The sequence below is a fragment of the Methylotenera sp. 1P/1 genome, assembly GCF_000384355.1.
Classification (GTDB): Bacteria; Pseudomonadota; Gammaproteobacteria; order Burkholderiales; family Methylophilaceae; genus Methylophilus.
The window spans coordinates 1875960-1899621 of sequence record NZ_ARWC01000001.1 but is presented as its reverse complement, the minus strand read 5'-3'; the positions used below and the strand labels follow the sequence as shown (position 1 = coordinate 1899621).

Annotated in this window: 24 protein-coding genes; 16 read left to right on the top strand and 8 right to left on the bottom strand. The window is 44.9% G+C overall.

Translation table 11 applies throughout. The features are described from left to right. Positions 1–65 precede the first annotated feature (65 nt). The 11 genes from A3Q3_RS0109080 (at position 66) to glmS (ending at position 10590) form a co-directional block, all read left to right on the top strand. Positions 66–458 (top strand): ATP synthase subunit I, encoded by a 393-nt coding sequence (locus A3Q3_RS0109080; RefSeq protein WP_020183280.1) that lies wholly within the window; start codon positions 66–68, stop codon positions 456–458. 41 nt (positions 459–499) lie between these two features. Continuing rightward, the gene (gene atpB, locus A3Q3_RS0109075) at positions 500–1324 is read left to right on the top strand and encodes a F0F1 ATP synthase subunit A (RefSeq protein ID WP_020183279.1); all 825 of its coding nucleotides are present in this window, start codon (positions 500–502) and stop codon (positions 1322–1324) included. 72 nt (positions 1325–1396) lie between these two features. Further along, entirely contained in the window at positions 1397–1672 is a 276-nt protein-coding gene (gene atpE, locus A3Q3_RS0109070) for a F0F1 ATP synthase subunit C (protein WP_020183278.1), read from the top strand. Positions 1673–1756: 84 nt separating this feature from the next. Then, positions 1757–2227 carry a F0F1 ATP synthase subunit B gene (locus A3Q3_RS0109065; protein WP_020183277.1) on the top strand — a complete coding sequence of 157 codons (471 nt, stop codon included), beginning with the start codon at positions 1757–1759 and terminating at the stop codon, positions 2225–2227. A gap of 24 nt (positions 2228–2251) precedes the next feature. Beyond that, positions 2252–2788: a F0F1 ATP synthase subunit delta gene (locus tag A3Q3_RS0109060; protein ID WP_020183276.1), complete on the top strand. Its 537-nt coding sequence runs from the start codon at positions 2252–2254 to the stop codon at positions 2786–2788. Between the two features lie 50 nt (positions 2789–2838). Continuing rightward, positions 2839–4380: a F0F1 ATP synthase subunit alpha gene (atpA, locus tag A3Q3_RS0109055; protein ID WP_020183275.1), complete on the top strand. Its 1542-nt coding sequence runs from the start codon at positions 2839–2841 to the stop codon at positions 4378–4380. Positions 4381–4404: 24 nt separating this feature from the next. After that, entirely contained in the window at positions 4405–5271 is an 867-nt protein-coding gene (gene atpG, locus A3Q3_RS0109050) for a F0F1 ATP synthase subunit gamma (protein WP_020183274.1), read from the top strand. 53 nt (positions 5272–5324) lie between these two features. Then, positions 5325–6773, top strand: coding sequence for a F0F1 ATP synthase subunit beta (atpD, locus tag A3Q3_RS0109045; RefSeq protein ID WP_020183273.1), 1449 nt, complete (start codon positions 5325–5327; stop codon positions 6771–6773). Between the two features lie 49 nt (positions 6774–6822). Beyond that, positions 6823–7248, top strand: coding sequence for a F0F1 ATP synthase subunit epsilon (locus A3Q3_RS0109040; protein WP_020183272.1), 426 nt, complete (start codon positions 6823–6825; stop codon positions 7246–7248). A gap of 105 nt (positions 7249–7353) precedes the next feature. Continuing rightward, a complete protein-coding gene (gene glmU, locus A3Q3_RS0109035; RefSeq protein WP_026361855.1) occupies positions 7354–8721 on the top strand; it encodes a bifunctional UDP-N-acetylglucosamine diphosphorylase/glucosamine-1-phosphate N-acetyltransferase GlmU in 1368 nt (455 codons plus the stop codon). Positions 8722–8748: 27 nt separating this feature from the next. Beyond that, complete coding sequence (glmS, locus tag A3Q3_RS0109030; protein ID WP_020183270.1) at positions 8749–10590, top strand: glutamine--fructose-6-phosphate transaminase (isomerizing); 1842 nt, start codon at positions 8749–8751, stop codon at positions 10588–10590. Between the two features lie 81 nt (positions 10591–10671). On the opposite strand, the gene A3Q3_RS0109025 is transcribed toward glmS, so the two are convergent. Continuing rightward, positions 10672–10908 (bottom strand): DUF2171 domain-containing protein, encoded by a 237-nt coding sequence (locus tag A3Q3_RS0109025; RefSeq protein WP_020183269.1) that lies wholly within the window; start codon positions 10906–10908, stop codon positions 10672–10674. A 129-nt stretch (positions 10909–11037) separates the two neighbouring features. Beyond that, positions 11038–11583, bottom strand: coding sequence for a YaeQ family protein (locus tag A3Q3_RS0109020; RefSeq protein ID WP_020183268.1), 546 nt, complete (start codon positions 11581–11583; stop codon positions 11038–11040). A 205-nt stretch (positions 11584–11788) separates the two neighbouring features. Here A3Q3_RS0109020 and A3Q3_RS0109015 point away from each other — a divergent pair, with 205 nt between their 5' ends. From A3Q3_RS0109015 to ettA, 3 genes are all read left to right on the top strand, one after another. Further along, a complete protein-coding gene (locus tag A3Q3_RS0109015) occupies positions 11789–13003 on the top strand; it encodes an EAL and HDOD domain-containing protein (protein WP_026361854.1) in 1215 nt (404 codons plus the stop codon). Positions 13004–13136: 133 nt separating this feature from the next. Then, entirely contained in the window at positions 13137–14660 is a 1524-nt protein-coding gene (locus tag A3Q3_RS0109010; RefSeq protein ID WP_026361853.1) for a sulfatase-like hydrolase/transferase, read from the top strand. Positions 14661–14711: 51 nt separating this feature from the next. Next, entirely contained in the window at positions 14712–16376 is a 1665-nt protein-coding gene (ettA, locus tag A3Q3_RS0109005; protein WP_020183265.1) for an energy-dependent translational throttle protein EttA, read from the top strand. A gap of 103 nt (positions 16377–16479) precedes the next feature. Here ettA and A3Q3_RS0109000 read toward each other — a convergent pair whose 3' ends face one another. The 3 genes from A3Q3_RS0109000 to A3Q3_RS0108985 all read right to left on the bottom strand — a co-directional run bounded on the left by A3Q3_RS0109000 (position 16480) and on the right by A3Q3_RS0108985 (position 18308). After that, positions 16480–16764, bottom strand: coding sequence for a Txe/YoeB family addiction module toxin (locus A3Q3_RS0109000; protein WP_051086422.1), 285 nt, complete (start codon positions 16762–16764; stop codon positions 16480–16482). Next, on the bottom strand, positions 16740–16982 hold the full coding sequence (locus tag A3Q3_RS0108995; RefSeq protein ID WP_020183263.1) for a type II toxin-antitoxin system Phd/YefM family antitoxin: 243 nt from the start codon (positions 16980–16982) through the stop codon (positions 16740–16742). The genes A3Q3_RS0109000 and A3Q3_RS0108995 overlap by 25 nt, the downstream gene beginning before the upstream one ends. A 531-nt stretch (positions 16983–17513) precedes the next feature. After that, entirely contained in the window at positions 17514–18308 is a 795-nt protein-coding gene (locus tag A3Q3_RS0108985) for an SDR family oxidoreductase (protein ID WP_020183261.1), read from the bottom strand. Between the two features lie 112 nt (positions 18309–18420). Here A3Q3_RS0108985 and A3Q3_RS0108980 point away from each other — a divergent pair, with 112 nt between their 5' ends. Continuing rightward, positions 18421–18795 (top strand): DUF6394 family protein, encoded by a 375-nt coding sequence (locus tag A3Q3_RS0108980; protein WP_020183260.1) that lies wholly within the window; start codon positions 18421–18423, stop codon positions 18793–18795. 65 nt (positions 18796–18860) lie between these two features. Beyond that, positions 18861–20522: a TrkA family potassium uptake protein gene (locus A3Q3_RS0108975; RefSeq protein ID WP_020183259.1), complete on the top strand. Its 1662-nt coding sequence runs from the start codon at positions 18861–18863 to the stop codon at positions 20520–20522. Between the two features lie 90 nt (positions 20523–20612). On the opposite strand, the gene A3Q3_RS0108970 is transcribed toward A3Q3_RS0108975, so the two are convergent. The 3 genes from A3Q3_RS0108970 to argS all read right to left on the bottom strand — a co-directional run bounded on the left by A3Q3_RS0108970 (position 20613) and on the right by argS (position 23631). After that, on the bottom strand, positions 20613–21257 hold the full coding sequence (locus tag A3Q3_RS0108970; protein ID WP_020183258.1) for a thiol:disulfide interchange protein DsbA/DsbL: 645 nt from the start codon (positions 21255–21257) through the stop codon (positions 20613–20615). A gap of 105 nt (positions 21258–21362) precedes the next feature. Continuing rightward, complete coding sequence (locus tag A3Q3_RS0108965) at positions 21363–21962, bottom strand: SPOR domain-containing protein (protein WP_020183257.1); 600 nt, start codon at positions 21960–21962, stop codon at positions 21363–21365. 10 nt (positions 21963–21972) lie between these two features. Further along, the gene (gene argS / locus A3Q3_RS0108960) at positions 21973–23631 is read right to left on the bottom strand and encodes an arginine--tRNA ligase (protein ID WP_020183256.1); all 1659 of its coding nucleotides are present in this window, start codon (positions 23629–23631) and stop codon (positions 21973–21975) included. Between the last annotated feature and the right edge of the window lie 31 nt (positions 23632–23662).

The following is a 23662-nucleotide window of genomic DNA, read 5'->3' as shown; positions in this document are numbered from 1 at the left end:
TAATAATTCAAAATCGCGGCTCCTTTGGCTAAAGCCCATTTCAATACCATTGAAATGAAAAAAGTATGAACACTACGAACAACGGCTTAGCTACAAATAATATGGTTAGCAATATGATGCGATGGCAGATGTCCGCGACAGCAGTGGTGGCGGTGCTGGCCTTATTGCTGAGTGGGATGCATGCATTCTTTTCAGTGCTTGCTGGCGGCTTATCCGTGTTAGTGGGTGCTTACATTGCGTCGCGAATTTTAGCGCGAAATGAGGGGAATCAAGAGCCCTCCTCTGTGCTGGTTAATTTGCTGAAAGCAGAAGCAGTCAAGATTGTAGTGATTGCAACTTTATTGTTTGTGGTATTTAAAGTATATGCGCAGTTAGTGCCTTTTGCGCTAATTGCCGGTTTGGCGGCTGCAGCAATATTTTCTGGTGCAGCATTAGCAAAAACAGATAAATCGATTTGATTTATCTACGAAGAATTAATTAACGGTTATTTAAGAACATTATGACGACAGAACACGCACAACAAGCTGAACATGCGCTAACGCCATCTAGTTACATTGCCCACCATTTAAGCTTTAATGCGCAGCCAGTTGGCGATGGTAGTTTCTGGACATTGCATATTGATACATTGGCAATGTCAGTGTTTCTGGGTTTAGTGGTCATGGGTCTGGTATGGTGGGTAGCCCGTGGCGCTACTGCTGGCGTGCCAACTAAACGTCAGGCCTTTGTTGAGTTAGTGTTTGGTTTTGTGGATGACCAAGTTAAAAATATTTTCCACGGTGACCGTCATAGCTTTATTGCCCCAACAGCATTGACGGTTTTTTTATGGGTGTTCGCAATGAATGCCATGGACTTCTTACCTGTCGATATTTTTGCAAAATTCATGCATAGCTTGGGTTTCGAAAAATGGCGTGCAGTCCCTACTTCCGATATTAATACAACCTTTGCTTTGGCGTTGGCTGTTTGGTTCTTGATGATTTTCTTCTCTATTAAAGCTAAAGGCTTGGGTGGTTGGATTCACGAGCTATTCTGTTCGCCATTTGGCAGCAAAGTCTGGGTGTGGCCAGCTAATTTCTTATTCAACATGATTGAATATGTGTCAAAACCACTTTCTCACTCTCTACGTTTGTTCGGCAATATGTATGCCGGTGAAGTAATTTTCTTGTTGCTGGGTTTATGGGCTGCTACAGGCTTAACCGGTACAGTAGCTGCAGCAATTTTGGGTGCTGGCTGGTCTATCTTCCATATTCTGATTGTGGCGTTACAAGCGTTTATTTTTATGATGTTGACTGTGGTGTATTTGGCCATGGCGCATGAATCACACTAAGTGATTGAAGCAAGGTTTTTGTAGTTAGTTTTAATAGTAGTTGTTTTTAATTTTTTTATAAGGGTATTACAAATGGAAAACTTACAACTTTTAGCAATGATTCAAGCTTACACAGGCGTTGGCATTGGTTTGATTATTGGTTTAGGTGCTTTAGGCGCTTGCGTGGGTATCGGTATCATGTGTGCTAGCTTCTTAGAAGGCGCAGCACGTCAACCAGAAATGATCCCAGCATTGCAAGGTAAAGTGTTCTTGCTATTAGGTTTGATCGATGCGTCATTCATTATCGGTGTTGGTTTAGCCATGATGTTCGCGTTTGCAAACCCATTATTAAGCGTAGTTGCACAATAATTAAGTAGTGAATGATTTGGTTTAAGCATGGGCTTAAACCACTTTAATGACGCATGCTTTATTGATATTTAATTTGGATCAAAAATGAACATTAACTTTACACTAGTCGCACAAGCTATCGCATTTGCTGTGCTGATTTGGTTCACGGTGAAATTCGTTTGGCCGCCGCTGTTAAAAGCGATTGAAACACGCCAAAAGGAAATTGCTGATGGTTTAGCCGCAGCACAAGAAGGTAGAAGTGCTTTGGAAGTTGCTGCAAAGAAATCTGAAGCAGCGCTAACAGAAGCTAAACAAAAAGCGAGCGAGATCATTGGTCAAGCAGAAAAACGTGCTACGCAAATTGTTGAAGAAGCGAAAGCCAATGCTAAGGTTGAAGGTGATCGCATTATTGCAGGTGCAAAAGCTGAAATCGATCAAGAAGTAAACCGTGCAAAAGAAGGTTTACGTGCGCAAGTTTCTAGCCTTGCCGTAGCAGGTGCAGAAAAAATCTTACGTAAAGAAATTGATGCCAAAGCGCATAGCGATATGCTTTCTAAACTTGCAGCAGAACTATAAGCGCCTACTTGGGGAATATATAACATGGCTGAACTATCAACCATCGCAAGACCTTATGCTGTAGCCGCTTACAAGTTGGCAAAAGAGAAAAAAGCGCTCGCTAAATGGTCTGAAATGTTAGGTTTTGCAACTGCCGTCATCAATGACGCGAACATGCAAGCCTACATTCAAGACCCAAAAGTGGTGAGTGCGGATTTGGAAGCTGCTTTCTTAAAAGTGTGTGGCGATAAGTTAAATGAGCATGGTCAAAACCTGATTAAGGTATTGGTGGAATATGGTCGTTTATCTGTACTGCCAGCGATTACTGAGGCGTTTGAAGCGCTGAAAGCGCAAGAAGAAGGTACTTTAGATGCACAGATCATTGCTTCTGCAAAACCAAGTGCTGCAGAAACCAAAGACTTGGTGAAGCGTTTAGAAGCCAAATTTGGCAAAAAAATCGAAGCAACGGTTTCTGTTGATCCAGAAATGATTGGTGGCTTCAAAATCATCGTTGGCGATACCGTTATCGATGCGTCTGTTAAAGGACAACTACAAAATTTAGCCTACTCGCTCACCGCGTAAGGCACATGATATTAAGCAAACTTTAGGCAAAGAGAAAATTAGGAGCCACAATGCAGTTATCTACATCAGAAATCAGTGAACTGATTAAAAGCAGATTAGAAAATTTTTCTACCACAGCTGAAGCACGTACACAGGGCACAGTGATTTCAGTGACTGACGGTATTGTTCGTATTCACGGTTTGTCCAACGTGATGTCAGGTGAAATGATTGAGTTCCCTGGCAATACATTCGGTTTAGCGCTGAACTTAGAGCGTGACTCAGTGGGCGCCGTGGTATTGGGTGACTACGAACATATTACCGAAGGTGATGTATGTAAATGTACAGGCCGTATTTTGGAAGTGCCAGTCGGCCCTGAATTGATTGGCCGCGTGGTGAACGCTTTGGGCCAACCAATTGATGGTAAGGGTCCAGTTAAAACTAAATTAACAGACAAGATTGAAAAAGTGGCACCAGGCGTGATTGCACGTAAATCGGTGTCACAACCAGTGCAAACCGGTTTGAAATCAGTTGACTCCATGGTGCCAGTTGGCCGTGGTCAACGTGAATTGATCATTGGTGACCGTCAAACTGGTAAAACAGCGGTTGCAGTAGATGCAATCATCAACCAAAAAGGTCAAAACATGACCTGTATCTACGTAGCGATTGGCCAAAAGGCTTCTACCATTGCTAACGTGGTACGCAAACTGGAAGAAAACGGCGCAATGGCCTACACCATCGTGGTGGCTGCTTCTGCTTCTGATTCTGCTGCATTGCAATTCTTAGCACCATACGCGGGTTGTACTATGGGTGAATACTTCCGTGACCGCGGTGAAGATGCATTGATCGTATACGATGACTTGACCAAACAAGCGATTGCTTACCGTCAAATTTCATTGCTATTACGTCGTCCACCAGGCCGTGAAGCTTACCCAGGCGACGTGTTCTACATCCACTCACGTTTGTTAGAGCGTGCTGCGCGTGTAAACGAAGAGTATGTAGAAAAATTCACTAACGGTGCTGTTAAAGGCAAAACCGGTTCATTGACTGCGTTGCCAGTGATTGAAACAGCAGCTGGTGACGTGTCAGCATTCGTACCAACCAATGTGATTTCGATTACCGATGGTCAGATCTTCTTGGAAACTGACTTATTTAACGCCGGTATCCGTCCAGCGATTAACGCCGGTATTTCAGTATCTCGCGTAGGTGGTGCAGCGCAAACTAAAGTCATCAAAAAATTAGGTGGCGGCGTACGTTTGGCATTGGCGCAATATCGTGAATTGGCTGCGTTCGCGCAGTTCGCTTCTGATTTGGATGAAGCTACACGTAAGCAATTGGATCGTGGTCGTATGTTTACCGAGCTGATGAAACAAGCGCAATACGCACCTTTAAGCGTTTCTAAAATGGCGATTACCTTATTTGCGGCGAACAAAGGTTACTTTGACGACGTACCAACCAATAAAGTATTAGCGTTTGAAAATGCATTGCACGGTTTCATGGGTTCTAAATACGCTAAATTGATGGATGGCATTGAAGCGAGTAAAGACTTAAGCGGCGATAACGAAAAAGCAGTTGAAGCAGCGATTCAAGACTTTAAAGCAACCAACGCCTACTAATTTAACGACTATCTAGGACACAAAATGGCTGGTAGTAAAGAGATTAGAACCAAGATCAAAAGTGTAGAAAATACACGTAAGATCACCAAGGCAATGGAAATGGTAGCCGCCTCTAAAATGCGTAAAGCGCAGGACAGAATGCGTGCCAGCCGTCCATATGCTGAGAAGATTCGTAACGTTGCCGCTCACCTTTCTTACGCGCAAGCTGAATACAAACATCCGTTTTTAATCAAACGTGATGTGGTAAAGAATGTGGGTTTGATTGTGGTGAGCTCAGATAAAGGCTTATGCGGCGGCTTGAACACCAACGTATTGCGTTTGTCTGTGAACCAAATGAAAACTTGGGAAACCGAAGGCAAGAAAATCGCAGTGAGTGCCATTGGCAACAAAGGCTTTGGTTTCATGACCCGTGTGGGTGCGGACGTGAAGTCACACATCACCGGTTTGGGTGACACACCGCATTTGGAAAAGCTGATTGGTACCATCAAAGTGATGTTAGATGCCTATACTACTGGCGAAATTGATCAGTTGTATATCTGCTATACCAAATTCATCAACACGATGAAGCAAGAGCCAACCATGCAACAATTGCTACCACTCAGTGGTGAGCAATTAGGTAGCGCGAAAGGCCATTGGGATTACATCTACGAACCAGAAGCTAAGCCAGTCATTGACGAGTTGATGATGCGTTATATCGAGTCACTTATTTATAATGCAGTGGCAGAAAATATGGCATCTGAGCAATCTGCGCGTATGGTGGCGATGAAATCAGCCTCTGACAATGCGAAAAACGTCATTGGCGAATTGAAACTGGTTTACAACAAAGCGCGTCAAGCGGCGATTACCAAAGAGATCTCAGAGATCGTTGGTGGCGCGGCAGCAGTGGCTTAATCCAAGCCCAAAAGAATTTAATTACATCTGACTAAAGAAGTTAGGAATAGAAAATGGCAAAAGCACAAAGCAAAGCAAATGCAGCAATCGTAGGTAAAGTAGTGCAATGTATCGGCGCGGTGGTTGACGTTGAATTCCCACGCGATCAAATGCCTAAAGTATTTGATGCATTGATTATTGATGACAAAGACTCACAGGCAGAAGCAGGTTTAACGCTTGAAGTGCAACAACAATTAGGTGATGGCATTGTACGTACGATTGCCATGGGTTCATCTGACGGTTTAGCACGTGGTACAGCGTTTAAATCAACTGGTGCACAAATTCAAGTGCCGGTAGGTACCGGTACTTTGGGCCGTATTATGGACGTGTTGGGTCGCCCAATCGATGAGGCTGGTCCTATCGAGTGTGACGAGCGTCGTTCTATCCACCAAAAAGCACCAACATTTGAAGAGCTCTCCCCTTCTGTTGACCTGTTAGAGACAGGCATCAAGGTGATTGACTTGGTTTGCCCGTTTGCTAAAGGCGGTAAAGTGGGTCTGTTCGGCGGTGCGGGTGTAGGTAAAACCGTGAACATGCTAGAGCTAATCAACAACATTGCAAAACAACACTCAGGTTTATCCGTGTTTGCAGGCGTGGGTGAGCGTACTCGTGAAGGTAACGACTTCTACCACGAGATGGCAGAAGCTGGCGTGATTAAGCTTGACGACATGAAAGAATCAAAAGTAGCGATGGTGTTCGGTCAAATGAACGAGCCACCGGGCAACCGTTTACGCGTAGCGTTATCAGGCTTGACCATGGCTGAAAAATTCCGTGACGAAGGCCGTGATGTGTTGTTCTTCGTAGACAACATCTACCGTTACACATTGGCCGGTACTGAAGTATCTGCGTTGTTAGGCCGTATGCCTTCAGCGGTAGGTTACCAACCTACTCTGGCTGATGAAATGGGCCGTTTACAAGAGCGTATTACTTCTACTAAAACAGGTTCTATTACTTCTATCCAAGCGGTTTATGTACCTGCGGATGACTTGACCGATCCATCACCAGCGACTACGTTCCAACATTTGGACTCAACCGTTGTATTGTCACGTGACATTGCTTCTTTAGGTATCTACCCAGCGGTGGATCCACTAGACTCTACATCACGTCAATTAGACCCATTAGTGGTAGGTGAAGAGCACTACTCAGTAGCACGTTCAGTACAACAAACATTGCAACGTTATAAAGAGTTGCGTGACATTATCGCGATTCTGGGTATGGACGAGTTGTCACCAGAAGATAAATTGGCAGTGGGCCGTGCACGTAAAATCCAACGTTTCTTGTCACAACCGTTCCACGTGGCAGAAGTGTTTACAGGTGCACCAGGTAAATATGTGCCATTAAAAGAAACCATCAAAGGCTTTAAAGCGATTGTTGCTGGCGAATACGATCACTTGCCTGAGCAAGCGTTCTACATGGTGGGTGGCATTGAAGAAGCTGTAGAAAAGGCCAAAACTTTAAACTAGTAGTTAGAAACTATAAGTTAGTTTATTGACAACAGCTTAAGGATAAATAATGGCAAATACTGTACATATCGATGTAGTAAGCGCAGAAGCAAGCATATTCTCTGGCGAGGCCGAGTTTGTGGTAGCGCCTGCGGGTGGTGGTGAGGTAGGTATTTATCCTAACCATGCACCGATGATTACTACCATTAAACCAGGTGCTTTACGTATTAAACAATCTTCAGAAGCTGAAGAGACGCTAATTTTTATTTCTGGTGGCATGTTAGAAGTGCAACCAGGCATGATTACGGTGTTGGCCGATACAGCTATTCGTGGTCATGATTTGGATGAGGCGAAAGCAATCGCAGCAAAAGAAGCGGCTGAAGAAGCGATGAAAAATCGTAGCTCAGATATGGATTATGCAAAAGCGCAAGCAGAACTGGCTGAAGCAGTTGCACAAATTCAAGCAATTCAAAAATTACGTAAAACATCACACTAAGTAAGTTATCTGTGTATATAAAAGGCAGCCTTTGGCTGCCTTTTTGTTTATACTTTCACTATATGTTTACACATCGATTCACCACTCATACAACACATTATTAACATGGCATCACTTAACATCGTTATTCTCGCTGCGGGTAAAGGTACTCGTATGCATTCTGATACACCCAAAGTACTACACCATGTCGGCGGCCAACCGATACTGGCACATGTCATCCAATGTGCGCAGGCATTGCAACCGCAGAACATCATTGTGGTATATGGGTTTGGTGGTGAGCAGGTTAAGCAGGCATTCGCACAAGAGAATATCGTCTGGGTGAACCAAGCTGAGCAAAAAGGCACCGGCCATGCCGTGCAGCAAGCCCTACCCTACTTGGATGATGGCCAAACATTGATACTGTTGGGTGATGTGCCTTTAGTGGATGTGCATGCTTGTGCACAATTACTCAAACAATCACAGCAATCGCTAGCGCTATTGAGCTTTATCAAAGCAGATCCAACAGGTTATGGCCGAATCGTGCGTGATGCAAACCATCAGGTGAATGCGATTGTGGAGCATAAAGATGCCACAGACGCACAACGTAAAATACAAGAAGTAAATACTGGCATTATGGCCATGTCCACAGCACGGTTAAAAAGCTGGTTGAGTACATTAGACAACAACAACGCCCAAGGTGAGTATTATTTAACCGATATCATAGGCTTTGCCGTAAGGGATCAAGTAGCAGTACAGGCGGTGATCACCGATGACGAGTGGTCTGTTACAGGCATCAACGCTAAAACAGACTTGGTGCAGATCGAACGTGTCTATCAGTCACGTTTAGCCACAAAGCTATTACAGCAAGGCGTGACCTTAAAAGACGCTAGCCGTATTGATATCCGCGGTAGCTTAACGTGTGGCCGTGACGTAGAAATTGATGTCAATTGCGTGTTTGAAGGCAACGTGACAATTGGTGATCGCGTACGTATCGGCGCCAATTGTGTAATTAAGAATGCAATCATACACACAGGTGCACAGATTGCACCCTTTACGCATATCGATGACAGTATTGTGGGTGAGCAAAGCCGCATAGGCCCTTTTGCACGTTTACGTCCAGGCACAACATTGGCGGCCGATACCCATGTAGGCAACTTTGTTGAGCTCAAAAATGCGCAAGTGGATATAGGTAGCAAAATCAATCATTTGAGCTATGTGGGCGATAGTACGGTAGGTAAAAACGTGAATATCGGCGCAGGTACGATTACTTGTAATTACGATGGTGCGAATAAATTTAGAACCGTAATCGAAGATGATGCCTTTATTGGCTCCGATACGCAGCTCATTGCACCAGTCACCATTGGCAGAGGCGCAACCATAGCAGCAGGTTCTACCATTACCAAAAATGCACCGGCAGATGCTTTAACATTGTGCCGTGCCAAAGAGCAGAAATCCATTGTAGGTTGGAAACGACCACAAAAAATCAAAAAATAATCACTATGCAGTAGAAAGAAATCACCTATGTGTGGAATTGTTGGAGCCATTGCTAAACGAAATATTGTGCCAGTGTTGATAGAGGGCTTAAGCCGTCTTGAGTACCGTGGTTACGATTCGGCAGGTGTTGCTATTTTGGACACAGAAATAAAACGCGTACGCGCTGTTGGCCGCGTTTCTGAATTACAAAATAAGGCGACTGCAGAACAGCTGACTGGGCTGCTTGGCATCGGCCATACACGCTGGGCAACCCATGGTGGTGTGACAGAAAGTAACGCACACCCACATGTTTCACCCTCACAAGATGCACCGGAAATTGCGGTGGTACATAACGGCATCATTGAAAATTATGATGAGCAACGTGATAAGTTAATCAAATTAGGCTATTTGTTTGCCTCACAAACCGATACAGAAGTGATTGCTCACTTAGTACATTATCACACCAAACAAGGGATAGATCTGCTTGCAGCAGTCAAAAAAACAGTTGCTGAGCTGACAGGTGCATTTGCCATCAGCGTGATTGCGGTTAATCGTCCAGATTTGATGGTGTGCGCACGTTTAGGTTGCCCTCTGCTGCTTGGTTTGGGCGAAGGTGAAAACTTTATCGCGTCAGACGTTTCTGCCGTGTTGTCCGTGACTAGAAAAGTCATCTATTTAGAAGATGGTGATGTGGCGGCATTGACCACAGACAGCGTGACGATTTACGGAAAAAATGATGAAGAGGTGGAAAGAAAAATCCACATGAGTGATGTTTCACTGGCATCGCTAGAGCTGGGCCCATACAGCCACTTTATGCAAAAGGAAATTCACGAACAGCCACGTGCGCTCACTGATACGATTGAGGCGCTGATTGACGACGGTGCCTTTAGGCCTGAATTGTTTGGCGATCAGGCTGAGCAAGTGTTTAAGCAAGTCAACAGTGTATTGATTTTGGCGGCAGGCACTAGCTACTATGCAGGCTTAACGGCTAAATACTGGTTAGAAAGCATCGCAAAAATACCGTGCAATGTAGAGATTGCCAGTGAATATCGCTATCGTGAATCGGTCCCTAACCCGAATCAATTGATTGTGACTATCTCTCAATCGGGCGAAACGTTGGATACGATGGAGGCACTGAAACATGCTAAATCTTTGGGTCAAGAACTAAGCCTAGCCATTTGCAATGTGCAAGAAAGCGCCATTCCGCGTGCCTCTAAACTCATTTTTTATACGCGCGCCGGTGCAGAAATTGGTGTGGCTTCAACCAAAGCCTTCACCACACAGTTAGTCGCGTTATTTGTACTTGCTGCTACATTGGCTAAGCAAAAAGGTTTATTGAGTCAGTCGCAAGAGCAAGACCATTTAAGTGCGCTACGTCAGCTGGCAGGTAGTGTGCAGTTTGCGCTGAATCTTGAACCGCAAATTAGAGAGTGGGCCAAACGCTTTGGTGACAAAGAGCATGCGCTGTTTTTAGGGCGCGGTATTCACTACCCAATTGCCATGGAAGGCGCACTTAAACTCAAAGAGATTTCCTATATTCACGCAGAGGCTTATCCAGCCGGTGAATTGAAACACGGCCCGCTAGCATTGGTAGACAACAATATGCCTGTGGTGGTGATTGCACCAAACGATGCATTGTTGGAAAAAGTAAAATCTAATATGCAAGAGGTAAAAGCGCGTGGAGGCGAGCTATTTGTGTTTGCCGATGCCGATAGTCACTTTAAAGAGTCTGAGGGCGTACATGTGATCCGTACGCCACGTCATGTGGGTGTGCTCTCCCCTATTTTACATACCATTCCTGTGCAGTTGCTTTCGTACCATGCTGCCCTGTTAAAAGGCACGGATGTTGATAAGCCGAGGAATTTGGCGAAGAGTGTGACAGTCGAGTAGTTAATTGATGCTATAAAACAAAAAAGCCTAGTATTCACTAGGCTTTTTATTTATGCATTCACGCTTAGTTTATGCATTAGTTTAATGCAATGGTGTTGTTGACCACTTTTGCATGGCTTCTTCGCCAGGACGGTCAATTTTAACTTTTCCATCCTCTGTAGAAACCACCCAACTTAATGGAATATAGTGGTGCTGACCATTCTTATCTTTGTTGAGCTTGATACTTTTTGCACCTTCCATATGGTCCACTGTTGCAAATTGACCATCCAATGAACATACCACAGGCATTTCAGGTTTAATCGCATTTGTATTAATCATGTGCTTCTCCAATATTGATCAGGAAAAATATCCTAGGCACTATTAAACAAGATTCTGTTCGCACTGATTATCGGTGTATGTCCTATATGTCTGTCAGACAATACGAAGCTTTTGATTTAATGGCTAAGTCTAATAAGTGCTAGGCTCTTTGAGTAATACAGGGGTGAGATCAAAACTGCCGGTATCGTGCCCTACTAGCATTTGGCCGTCTTGTATGGTGGAGCTGACGTTCATGCCGCGTGTACATGCTTGTATCAGCGCTTCGGTATCTGGCAGGTTAATCACGGATAGATTATGCAATTTAAGTAGTGCTTTGCTGTTTTGCTGCCACCACATATCGGCCACTCGGCCACCATATAACACCACAGCTACTTGTTTGGCGCGCCCGCACGCTTTGCGGATTTCGCGCTCATCCGGTAACCCCACGTTTATCCATAACTCAATCGCCCCGGTGAGATCTTTTTGCCACAAATCAGGTTCATCATCTTCACTCAAGCCTTTTCCAAACGCCAGTGCATCGTTTGCAAATAAGGCAAAAGCAATTAAACGCACCATTAATCGTTCTTCTGTTTCGGAGGGGTGCTTCGCTAAAGTCAGACTATGTTGCGCGTAATAATGCCTATCCATATTAGCGATTTGTAATTCTGCTTTGTAGATGGTGGATTTGAGTGCCATATGTGTGCAAGTAGATAGAAATAAGTGGTGGAATGATACAGGGAATTTACACATTGCCAATGCGCCATTTGTAACCAATCATCAGTTATAAACCAAGAATAAAGCCAGCAAAACCACTCTATTTAAAGAAGTGATTGTATGTATGCAAGCGTAGGATAACGCTATGTAAAAGTCTTTAAACACTTGCGTAATGATTGGGTTGAATATGGAAGAACAAACATTTATTGGGCGCCAGCCAGTAATGGATGCAAAACAGCAAATTATCGGCTATGAATTTTTCTTTAGACATAGTGCGGATGCGCAAACGGCTGTGTTTGAAGCGGACATTAAAAACTGCGCCAATGTGCTGCAGTCCACCATAGATCAAATGCATGACGAGTGGAAACTGGGTGAAAAACTGGCATTCATTAACGTCAATGCCGAAATGCTGAACAGCGAGTTGTTAGAGTTGATGCCGCCACAAAAAACGGTGCTAGAGATTTTGCATCACGTGGTGATTAACGATGCCATGATTGCGCGTTGCAAAGAATTAAAAGCGTTAAAGTATAAAATTGCCCTAGATAACCCACAGTTAAGTAATGCGCCAGATGCACTGGCACCATTGGCCGATTTTATTAAAATTGATTTCCAAAATGTAGATATTGCCAATGCGCGTAAGCTCTATATGCACTACAACAACACCTCTGTGAAGTTAGTGGCTGAAAAATTAGAGACGTTTGAGCAATTCAAAGCATGCCAAGAAATTGGGTTTAAATGCTATCAGGGGTTTTATTTTTCTAGGCCTGAGACCATCACGGCAAAAGTCATTAACCCATCGTTTGATAGCGTCTTGCACATCTTAAACTTGGTGAGCCAAGATGCTGACAATGATGTGATTGAAGCGGGTTTTAAACGCGATGCCACGCTCTCTTTCAAGTTGCTGCGCTATATTAATTCGGTTGGGTTTGGCCTCTCATGCGAGGTGCAGTCGCTCAACCATGCGTTCTCTATCTTAGGTAGAAATCAGCTGTATCGCTGGTTGACTTTATTGATGGTGACTGCGGGTGACAATTCGACCTCACCGGTATTGATGAAAACTTCTATTACGCGTGGCCGCTTAACCGAGCTGCTGGGCGAAGGCTATTTTGAAAAACGCGATCGCGATAACCTGTTTATTGTCGGTGTGTTTTCATTGTTAGATGCTATTTTAAAAATGCCGATGGAATCGGTATTAGAAAAACTGCAGTTAACCGATTCGATTACCGATGCGCTGACATCGCGTGAAGGTATTTATGGCCCATTTTTAAAATTGACCGAAGCGTGCGAAGGCGCTAACAGCACAGAAATTCTCGCGTTGGCAGAGTCTTTACAATTAGATGCTTCCAAGGTCAATCAAAGCCATATTGCGGCATTAGCATGGACGGAGTCTTTAGGTATTTAGTACCACTGCGTACTACACAGCAGTGATAAAAAAAGGGGCAAAATGCCCCTTTTTTATTGCATGTAAAGCGCTGCATAACACGATGTGCACAAATGCGTACACCGAATATGACAGTTGCATTACACTAGCGCCTATGTTGCGTTTCATTCATCAATTTCATATACGTTTTAGGCATACGTTACGGTCATCGTTTAGATTCTTCATCTATTTTGTGGCGTTCTTTTTGGCTGCTTTGGCCTATTGGGTCAGCGAAAATTTCGGTGCACCCCCCTTGGAGCAAGTACTGTATCACCTGCAGTTTGGCTTGGATGGCTTGGTCGATACCGATACTGCACTGATTCACAGCTTTGTCCAAACCTGCTTAGTCTGGCCTATCGGGCTGGCACTATTGATTGTACTGATAGACACCGCGATTGCCTTATTTTTAAGTCAAAACCATCAGCATTATTTTCTTGCGCAAATGGCCGGCAAGCTTAATTTACGTTTACTCAAAGGCACCTATTGGGTCATTGGGCATCGCGCGCCCGCTTATATGTTGGTGGCGGGCATTATTTATTTCTCTATGCAGTTTTCTATCCTTGCGTTTATTCATCACCAATTTGGTAAGGATTACTTTTCTGCGCACTATGTGTATCCGGAAAAGGTCGAAATCCAAGCCAAAGCGCCTAAAAATCTCGTACTGATTTATGTAGAAAGTTTGGAAAATGCATATCGAGATAATGCGCTATTTGGGCAGAACCTATTGGCAAAGCTAGATGCATTAGGCGGCGAGAGTTTTAATCAATACCGGCAAGCGCCAGGTACTGGGTGGACCATTGCAGGCATTACCGCTACGCAATGTGGCCTGCCGCTTAAGAGTGTGAGCTTGTACGATGGTAATGGCGTGGGTGAAAACATCAAAAGCTTTTTACCGCGCGCGGTGTGCTTAGGCGATATTTTGCATGAGTTTGGGTATTACAATGTCTATATGGGCAGCGATGCCCTGCCCTTTTCTGGCAAAGGTAAGTTCTTTCAAGACCATCATTACGATGAAGTGTATGGCCGGGAAGAGCTCAAGGGCAGGCTAAGTAAGCAGCAAATGAACTATTGGGGCTTGTACGATGATACTTTGCTTAAACATGCCAAAACTAAGCTAGCCCAATTGCATGCCACAAAAAAGCGTTATAGCTTTGTATTGACCACAATTGATACACATGGCCCGGATGGTTATTATTCAAACACCTGTATAAAACAAGGCGTGCATGATTTTTCTGGTATTGTGCAATGCACATCGGGCAACGTGGCTGAGTTTGTGCAATGGATGAAAAAGCGCGGTTATTTAAAAAATACACAAGTGGTGATTATGGGCGACCATTTAGCCATGGAAAATCCTGTGTTTGAAAAGATTGATACAATAAAACAGCGCCACATTTATAATCAATTTATCTCGCGCAGACCCATACAAAAAAACCGTGACGAAGTGCTACATTTTGATATGTACCCCACCATCATAGAGTTTTTAGGGTTTGAAATCATAGGCGGGCGTTTAGGCTTAGGCTACAGCGCAATTAGCAACAATGTACCCGCGCCAAGCGATAGCTATGAAGAAATGGAAGAGAACTTGCTCAATAGCTCGGAGCAATATTTGGATTTGTGGAAACCCAAAGAAACACCTTAACGCTACTAAGCCTGTAATGGCGTAGTTAATTGAATAGAAAGTATTAAATAGATGGCCCAATATGTCATGTCCATGCTCCGTGTGAGCAAAATCGTCCCGCCTAAGCGCCAAATTATTAAAGATATTTCTTTATCGTTTTTTCCGGGTGCAAAAATTGGTTTGCTCGGCTTGAATGGTGCAGGTAAATCTACGGTGCTGCGCATCATGGCCGGAGCGGATAAAGAGTTTGAGGGAGAAGTGCAGCATTTGCCCAATATTTCTATTGGTTATTTGGCGCAAGAGCCACAGCTAGACCCCAACAAAACCGTGCGCGAGGAAGTAGAAAGCGGCATGGGTGCCGTGATGGAAGCCAAACAAAAGTTAGATGAAATCTATGCTGCATATGCTGAGCCCGATGCCGATTTTGACAAGCTGGCAGAAGAACAAGCCAAATATGAAAATATCATCGCCGCCAGTGGCTCTGATGTAGAGCATCAATTGGAAATCGCAGCGGATGCACTGCGTTTACCACCGTGGGATGCCAAAATTGGCCCATTGTCGGGCGGTGAAAAGCGTCGCGTGGCCTTATGCAAACTGCTGCTTTCTAAGCCAGATATGCTATTGCTAGATGAACCGACTAACCATTTGGATGCGGAATCAGTTGAATGGCTAGAGCAATTCTTGGTGCGTTTCCCCGGTACCGTTGTGGCCGTAACGCATGATCGCTACTTTTTAGATAACGCCGCAGAATGGATTTTGGAGCTAGACCGCGGCCATGGCATTCCATGGAAAGGTAACTACTCCAGCTGGTTAGACCAAAAGCAAGAACGCTTAAAACAAGAAGAATCTGCAGAATCTGCACGTCGTAAAGCCTTGAATACAGAGTTGGAATGGGTACGCCAGAACCCCAAAGCCCGCCAGGCTAAGAGTAAAGCGCGTATTGCCCGTTATGAAGAGCTTGCTAGTGCCGAATACCAAAAACGTAACGAAACACAGGAGATTTTTATCCCTGTAGGTGAGCGCTTGGGTGATCAAGTCATCGAGTTTAAAAACGTCAGCAAAGCCTTTGGTGACCGTTTATTGTTAGATAACCTCAATTTCAGTATTCCACCAGGCGCCATTGTCGGCGTGATTGGCCCCAACGGTGCGGGTAAATCCACTTTATTTAAACTGATTACGGGCAAAGAACAACCCGATAGCGGTGAAGTGAATATCGGCCAAACCGTGCAATTGGCGTATGTAGACCAAAGTCGCGATGCCTTGAGTGACAGCAAAACCGTGTTTGATGAAATTTCTGGCGGTTCCGATATTCTGCAAGTCGGCCGATACGAAACGCCAAGCCGTGCCTATATTGGCCGCTTTAACTTTAAAGGTGGCGACCAGCAAAAAATCGTCGGTCAACTGTCTGGTGGTGAACGTGGACGGCTGCATTTGGCCAAAACACTGATTTCCGGCGGCAATGTATTATTGCTGGATGAACCGTCTAACGACTTAGATGTGGAAACTTTACGCGCGCTGGAAGATGCCTTGCTGGAGTTTGCTGGTTGCGTCATGGTCATCTCGCATGACCGTTGGTTCTTAGACCGTATTGCCACACACATTCTGGCTGCCGAGGGCGATTCGCAGTGGACTTTCTTTAACGGTAACTATCAAGAGTATGAAGCTGACAAGAAAAAACGTTTGGGTGAAGAAGGGGCTAAGCCTAAACGGATTCGCTACAGACCTATTGCTAGATGATAAGCTGATTACATTGCTATCCCGACTTGCCATACTGATTGTACTGTCTACGTCGGGATGCATAGTACTCAGCTTATTTGAGACAAACTACGTCCAGTTTGTTTTATTCGTAATGCGTCCACATACGCAATATTTTGACAGTGTGTATTTCAGAGAGCACCTGATACACTAGCCGATGTTGGATATTGATGCGTCGAGAATATGCGCCAGACAAATCACCTACTAATTTTTCATAAGGTGGTGGATTTTGAAAAGGGTTTTGCGCAATGATTTCCAACAAAATTTGCGCTTTGTCTTTTAAACCGGATTGCGCGAGCTTTTGTGCATCTTTTTGTGCTTGTTTAGTAAAAGCGAATGTCCAAGCTACCAATCGAGCACCTGACTGCATTCTTCTATGGGTTCGTCCATGCCTTGTTTAATAGACTCACGCATATTCGGAACGGATAACAAAAATAAAGTTTCTTGAATCGCAGACCAATCTTCGGCGGAGACCAATACCGCATTGTTGCGTTTGCCAGAGATGGTAATCGGCTGATGTGACGCAGCAGTCTCGTCCATTAATCGATAAAGATTAGAGCGTGCTTCGCTAGCAGTGAGAGTTTGCATGGTTGATTTCTCCAAAACAGAAAGTAATTGTACGTTAAAACGTACGTTATGCAAATGGGAATGGAAATTAAAGTTATAAATTACCCACAACAGTGTTGCGAGCACGTCCTACGAACTGGAATTTCCCTTCGGCTTCTAACCGCCGCTCTAGGTCTCGTGCCTCTTCTCGACTAGCTGTAGCAAGAAACAAAATATAGCATTCTTGTTTTAAGAATCGGCGTCGGTCGCTTTCCAGCTTGAGGTCATATCCATCCGCTTGAGAGAAGTAAAGATGCTTCGTGAGTATTGATCGCTTGCTAGTCACGCTATTAGGATCTGACCAATCACCACTTGTACAGAGAAGATATTTTTGCTTTGACTCTCCATGTTGAATGAGTCTTTTCCTCAGATTGGAACTAATGCCAACCTTCAATGCAATTCCATCTAGAGTATATATTTCATACAAACCCGGTCTCTTAGGAACCAGAGTGATGACGTCTGCAAATGTTACTCGTATGTACCGATCCATAACCCTATCTATTTACACTATACTCATAAAGCACGACTTTTATGCGGCGCGTGTTTAGTCAGTCTATCCCATAGTACAGGTGGAATAAGCCGTAGCAGCCTTGCCACCACGCCCATTTGCCATGGGATGACGGTAAAGCGCTTTTGCTGTTCCACGGCATCTACAAATTTCTTGGCAAACACGTCTACATCCATTAAAAACGGCATGGTGTAAGTATTAATATCGGTCATTGGCGTGCGGATATAGCCAGGGGCGATGGTGGTCACAGCAATATCGTGATGTTGCATCTCGGTGCGCAAACTTTCTAGGTAAGTGATTGCAGCGGCTTTGCTGGCGCTATAAGCACCGGCCCCAGGCAAGCCACGTATGCCGGCCACGCTGGCAACGCCCACCAATTGTGCTTGCGCGCCTGTTGCACGGGCTTGCTGCATAGCGGCAATAAACGGCTGAAAAGTATGCACCATGCCCATCACATTAATATCCATCACAGCTTGAAATGCGCTGATGTCTTCTGCGTATTCAGTCAGCGTACCTACGCTCACGCCAGCATTGGCAATCACAATATTGGGCGCACCGGCTTGCTGTATAAAATCTTGTGCGGCAGTACTTAAAGCAGCTGCATCGCGTACATCACATACATAAGGATAACACTTGGCTTGGTATTGTTTGGTCAACTGTTCCGTGAGTGATTGTAAGTGCTCACTACGTCTAGCAACTAACCCAATAGTCAATCCTGTGTACTGATAACGTTTAGCGTACTCGATAGCCAGCGCCTGACCAATGCCGCTGGAAGCGCCTGTGATAAATATTTTCTTCATGCCATCAGTATAAGGGATAGTGCACGGTACATGGGTGAGTGTGTAAGTTGAATGGTTTGGGTTAGAATGTGGCAAACAGTCGCGCTGTCTCGATAAAAAGATTGGGGAGAATATGAATTTAGAGAAAGTCATTTTCGGGTTTTTTATTATCTTAGCAATGACGCTGAATTTTGGCTTTTTTGTGGGGGATATTGATAACCCTAACCACCATTTGCACTATGAGCTATACGTTGCCATTGTGGTGAATCTGATTGCCACCATTCTAAAATTTGGCGATAGAACACAGATTGGCGCGATTCATTTGGCCACAAGCTTGGTGGCGGATATTCAGTTGATTGCCGCCGCTATTATCTGGGCAGCAGCAGGTGATAGTGGTGCAAATCCGGAGGTCATCGTAGGCGTTGTATCGCTCTCTGGCGGTGCGTTTTTAGCCAATATCACTTCAGTGGTATTGCTTATTTATGAGACTGTTACGTTACGCCGTTAATGGTTGTGGCTTAGTCGGCGCGAGACGTGAATCTCAATAACATCATCTTCTTAATTTTAAGGCGCATGCGTGCGCCTTTATTGCTATTGGTGGTGAGCTACGCCATTGCGCTGATTGGCTTTGTGCTGATCCCCGGCGTGAACGAGGTGGGTAAAACCATTCATCTCACCTTCTTTCAAGCGTTCTACATTTTAAGTTATACCGCCACCACCATTGGCTTTGGGGAGATCCCCTATCCATTTACCAATGATCAGCGCATATGGATGACCTTCAGCATCTACCTGACAGTCGTGGCTTGGTTCTATGCCATTGGTACTATTATTTCTTTGTTTCAAGACCCAGCCTTAAAACAAGCGATTACTGCGGCAAGTTTTAAGCGTGCAATCACCCATTTGCATGAGCCGTTTTATTTGATTTGTGGCTACGGAGAAACCGGCAGTGAGCTGGTGCGCGCTTTAGACAAAAACGAGTTGCGTGTAGTGGTGGTAGAAATTAACCAAGAACGCATCCATGAGCTGGGGATGACGGATTATCAATTCAATGTGCCTAATTTATGCGCAGATGCTAAAAATCCGGATGTGTTATTGTGCGCAGGACTAAATAATCCGATGTGTCAGGGCGTGGCTGCATTGACCGATGATGATCACGCCAACTTAGCGATTGCAGTCGCGGTGAAATTGATTAAGCCGGAATTGCGGATGCTGGCGCGTGTAGAAAACGATGTAGTGGCGGCCAATATGGCTTCATTTGGCACGGATCATATTATTAATCCCTATAAGATTTTTGGTGAGCACTTGGCGATGGAAGTGAATTCGCTAGGCACTTATTTATTGCACCAATGGCTAACCAGCGTGCCCGGCGATATTGTCAAAAATCCACCTGCGGTGCCTGTAGGTAATTGGATTGTGTGTGGTTATGGCCGCTTTGGTAAGGCGGTCGTCAAGAGTTTGCAACAAGAGAATCTGAATATCCGGATTATTGAGGCAGACCCCAAGGGCACCAATTGTGAAGCGTGTATTGTCGGCAGCGGCGTTGAGGCGCATGTGCTGCAAGAGGCAGGCATAGAGGATGCCGTGGGCATTGTGGCCGGTACGGATAATGACATTAACAATTTATCGATTGTGATGACCGCTCTGGAAATCAATCCGAATTTGTTTGTGGTGATTCGTAAAAATCGCCGCCTAAACGAGCCGCTGTTTTCACATTTTAATGCGGACATTACCATGCAGCCCAGTGACATTATTGCGCATGCCTGTTTGTCTTATATGGTATCGCCCATGTTGGCCGCATTTTTAAACTTATCGCGTATGCAAAGTAATAGCTGGGCCAATGCGGTGATTGCCCGGTTGGTAATGGCGGTAGGCGAAAAAGCGCCCGATACTTGGGGGGTGCGTATCTTGCCTACGCATGCCAGTGCTATTTGCCAGTTGCTAGAACAAGGCCACACCATTCGTTTGCAACACCTATTGTTAAACCCGGCCAATGGTACGGAGCACTTAGCGATTGTGCCGATTATGCTGGTGCGTGGTGATGAAAAAATCTTGCTGCCGGATTTAAATATGGAAGTGCAGCCAGGCGACCGCTATTTGTGTTGTGGCGAGGACAGTGCAAAATCCACGCAGAATTTCTTGCTCAATGATATGCGTAATATGAGCTATTTGGTGACGGGCTTAGAGTTACCGGAAACTTACATTGGACGTTTATTATTAAGGCGAAAGCAGCATTAGCACTAGGATTGGCTAGGACTATCTCAGCGCAATAAAAAAGCCCGTGTATTCACGGGCTTTTTTATAATTCACACTTAAACTGGTGCGGCATTACTTTTTCTTTGCTGTAGCAGCGCGGTCTTTACGTACGTTATCAATAATAAAGTCGGCTGTTTTCAACGCTTCTTCATTGCCGCCACTCATGGTGCTAGAAGTAATGTACTTACCATCAATAATCAAGCTTGGTACACCTGTTGCGCCAGAGGCTCTGAACAGCTGCGCAGCACGGTTCAAGTTCGTGTTAATAGTAAAAGATTTAAACGCTTGCTCAACTTTTAAGCGATCTAAACCGCTGGCTTTGATTACCCACTCAATCGCTGCTTTTTCATCGGCAGGATTCAATACTTTTTGTTTGTGAATGGCATCAAATAACTGCGCATGCAATTTTTCTGAAACGCCTAGTGTTTCCATGGCGTAAAAAGCTTTGGCCATCGGCGCCCAACTTGCATTAGGTAAGCCTGGTACGCGTTTAAAATACACATCGGCAGGCAGTTTTTTAACCCATGCATTCAATGGCTTTTCCATTTGGTAGCAGTGGATGCAGCCATACCAGAAAATCTCCATCACTTCGATTTTGGCTGGTGTATCGGTTGGAATAATTTGGGCAACGGCATCAAATTGTTGGCCTGTTTGCGGCTCTTCTGCCATTACATGGGTGCTTAATAATAGTAGTAAGCTGGTGAGGAATGTTTTCATGGGTTTTCCTAAGGTATTTTCCTAAGATTAATAGTTAGATGAATAAATCGTCAATACAAATGGTTCATCAGAGTAACGTATCTTCGTTGAGTTTAGATGACAACCCTACTCTGTTTTTGTTTCCGTATGTACTTTGATAAGGTCTGCATTAAATCCGTTCAAAATTAAATCACCACGGATTTTATTGATTTGATCGACATCACTCAATGGCCCTACTCTTACGCGATGCCAAACACCCTTACTAGGAATTTCCGCAGTTTGTACTACCGCTTCAAACCCTTGCAGTGCCAGTTTTGCTTTCATATTGTCCGCGTCGTCTTCTTTTTCAAACGCGCCCACTTGCAAGAAATAACTATCGGATTTAATCGTCGTATTGTCTTTGACCTGCTGCTCAGTCACTTTGCTTTCGGTCTCAGGCAGGATGGTGTAAAAATCAAATTTATTGGGATCTTGTAACCCTTGGCCATCAGCAGCATTAGGCTTCACCGTTTCTTCAGATATCTTAGGCTTGGAAGATTTTTGTTGTTTGACTACCTGATCACCTTTTTGCTCGGCAAATGGATTGCCATCGCCTTTTAGATATAAGGTGAGCGCAACTGATGCACCCACGCCTAATAATAAGCCAACCAGTAAGCCAGAAAAGAAAGGGCTGCCTTTACTGCCACCGTTGCTTTTTTGTGGGCTTGGTTTGTAATCTCTACTCATGCTATTTCCTCTACATTTTTTCTGGTGCGGAAACACCTAATAAGGTTAACCCATTGCGCAATACTTGCTGGGTGGCCGCAATCAGTGCCATGCGTGCTAGTTTTGTCGGCACGTCATCCACTAAAAATTTGGTGTCATTGTAATAGCTGTGTAAGTCACTCGCCAGCTCTTTTAAGTAAGTGGCAATGCTGTGCGATGATAGCTCCTGGCAGGCATTACTCACTACTTCTGGATATTCACTCAGTTTTTGCATCAGCGTAGTCTCGCTATTAGTGTCGAGTGGGCTTAAATCAGCATGTTGCAATGCGCTCACTTCACCGCCCCACTGTGCAAGCACGCTGCAAATACGGGCATGCGCATATTGAATGTAATACACCGGGTTGTCGTTGGTTTGTGCGCGCGCTAAATCAATATCAAACACTAATTGTGAGTCGGCACGGCGTGCTGCCAAAAAGTAACGCGTGGCATCGCAGCCTACTTCTTCAATCAAGTCGCGCAAGGTGACATAGCTGCCTGCACGTTTGGATAGTTTGACTTCTTCGCCACCACGCATCACGGTGACCATTTGGTGCAGCACATAGTCTGGCCAAGCTTGTGGAATGCCCACATTTAAAGCTTGCAGGCCTGCGCGTACACGCGTAATGGTGCTGTGGTGGTCTGCGCCCTGTTCGTTGATCACACGTTTAAAGCCGCGGTTCCATTTGTCTAAGTGGTAGGCCACATCCGGCACAAAATAGGTATAACCACCTTCTTTTTTGCGCATCACGCGGTCTTTGTCGTCGCCAAAATCGGTAGTACGTAGCCACAGCGCATCGTCTTGTTCGTACGTATGGCCACTCTGAATCAAAGCGCTGACGGCATGTTCAACTTTACCCGTGGTGTACAAGGCGCTTTCTAATGAAAACACATCAAACTTGATTTGAAAGGCTTGTAAATCCATGTCTTGCTCGTGACGCAGGTACGCCACTGCAAATTTGCGTATACCATCTGTGTCCGTTAAATCGCCACTAGCAGTCACTTCCATGTCGTCGGCAACCACAGTGCTTTTTGCAACAAAAGCCTGTGCAATGTCCATGATATAGTCACCACGGTAGCCATCTGCCGGAAACTCCGTGCTGTCAGTGGCAACACCTTGTGCACGGGCCAACACTGATTTGGTTAAGTTATCAATTTGTGCGCCAGCATCGTTGTAATAAAACTCACGTGTCACAGCCCAGCCATTGGCATCTAACAAGCGGCATAAACAATCGCCCACTGCTGCGCCACGGCCATGCCCAACATGCAGTGGGCCCGTTGGGTTGGCAGAGACAAACTCCACCTGCACTTTTTGGCCCAGCCCTGCGTTGCTTGTGCCAAATGCGGTGCCAGACTTTAAGATATCTACGACCACGGCCTGTTTGGAATTTGCGCTTAAAAAGAAGTTGATAAAACCAGCGCCGGCAATCTCTACCTTTGCAATGTACTCGCTAGCAGGAAGCGCTTGAATAATGCGCTCGGCGATTGCGCGTGGGTTTTGGCGTAATGGTTTAGCCAATTGCATGGCCAAATTGCTGGCAAAATCGCCATGCTCACTGGATTTTGGGCGATCGAGCGTGATGGTGAGATTGGCAGTGTCGTCGACAATAGATTTTGCTGCTTGGCGTAATAAATCTGAGATAATTTGTTTCAAGATGGGTGATTTCGCTGTTTAATGACTATTT

Coding starts and splice junctions, on each gene's coding strand:
- A3Q3_RS0109025 (WP_020183269.1), bottom strand. CDS start 10,908: ATGATTAATACAAATGCGATTAAACCTGAAATGCCTGTGGTATGTTCA.
- A3Q3_RS0109020 (WP_020183268.1), bottom strand. CDS start 11,583: ATGGCACTCAAATCCACCATCTACAAAGCAGAATTACAAATCGCTAAT.
- A3Q3_RS0109010 (WP_026361853.1), top strand. CDS start 13,137: ATGTTGCGTTTCATTCATCAATTTCATATACGTTTTAGGCATACGTTA.
- A3Q3_RS0109040 (WP_020183272.1), top strand. CDS start 6,823: ATGGCAAATACTGTACATATCGATGTAGTAAGCGCAGAAGCAAGCATA.
- A3Q3_RS0108975 (WP_020183259.1), top strand. CDS start 18,861: ATGCGTGCGCCTTTATTGCTATTGGTGGTGAGCTACGCCATTGCGCTG.
- A3Q3_RS0109060 (WP_020183276.1), top strand. CDS start 2,252: ATGGCTGAACTATCAACCATCGCAAGACCTTATGCTGTAGCCGCTTAC.
- A3Q3_RS0108965 (WP_020183257.1), bottom strand. CDS start 21,962: ATGAGTAGAGATTACAAACCAAGCCCACAAAAAAGCAACGGTGGCAGT.
- A3Q3_RS0108970 (WP_020183258.1), bottom strand. CDS start 21,257: ATGAAAACATTCCTCACCAGCTTACTACTATTATTAAGCACCCATGTA.
- A3Q3_RS0108995 (WP_020183263.1), bottom strand. CDS start 16,982: ATGCAAACTCTCACTGCTAGCGAAGCACGCTCTAATCTTTATCGATTA.
- atpD (WP_020183273.1), top strand. CDS start 5,325: ATGGCAAAAGCACAAAGCAAAGCAAATGCAGCAATCGTAGGTAAAGTA.
- atpE (WP_020183278.1), top strand. CDS start 1,397: ATGGAAAACTTACAACTTTTAGCAATGATTCAAGCTTACACAGGCGTT.
- glmS (WP_020183270.1), top strand. CDS start 8,749: ATGTGTGGAATTGTTGGAGCCATTGCTAAACGAAATATTGTGCCAGTG.
- A3Q3_RS0108985 (WP_020183261.1), bottom strand. CDS start 18,308: ATGAAGAAAATATTTATCACAGGCGCTTCCAGCGGCATTGGTCAGGCG.
- atpG (WP_020183274.1), top strand. CDS start 4,405: ATGGCTGGTAGTAAAGAGATTAGAACCAAGATCAAAAGTGTAGAAAAT.
- ettA (WP_020183265.1), top strand. CDS start 14,712: ATGGCCCAATATGTCATGTCCATGCTCCGTGTGAGCAAAATCGTCCCG.
- A3Q3_RS0109065 (WP_020183277.1), top strand. CDS start 1,757: ATGAACATTAACTTTACACTAGTCGCACAAGCTATCGCATTTGCTGTG.
- glmU (WP_026361855.1), top strand. CDS start 7,354: ATGGCATCACTTAACATCGTTATTCTCGCTGCGGGTAAAGGTACTCGT.
- A3Q3_RS0109000 (WP_051086422.1), bottom strand. CDS start 16,764: ATGCAGTCAGGTGCTCGATTGGTAGCTTGGACATTCGCTTTTACTAAA.
- atpA (WP_020183275.1), top strand. CDS start 2,839: ATGCAGTTATCTACATCAGAAATCAGTGAACTGATTAAAAGCAGATTA.
- A3Q3_RS0108980 (WP_020183260.1), top strand. CDS start 18,421: ATGAATTTAGAGAAAGTCATTTTCGGGTTTTTTATTATCTTAGCAATG.
- A3Q3_RS0109015 (WP_026361854.1), top strand. CDS start 11,789: ATGGAAGAACAAACATTTATTGGGCGCCAGCCAGTAATGGATGCAAAA.
- A3Q3_RS0109080 (WP_020183280.1), top strand. CDS start 66: ATGAACACTACGAACAACGGCTTAGCTACAAATAATATGGTTAGCAAT.
- atpB (WP_020183279.1), top strand. CDS start 500: ATGACGACAGAACACGCACAACAAGCTGAACATGCGCTAACGCCATCT.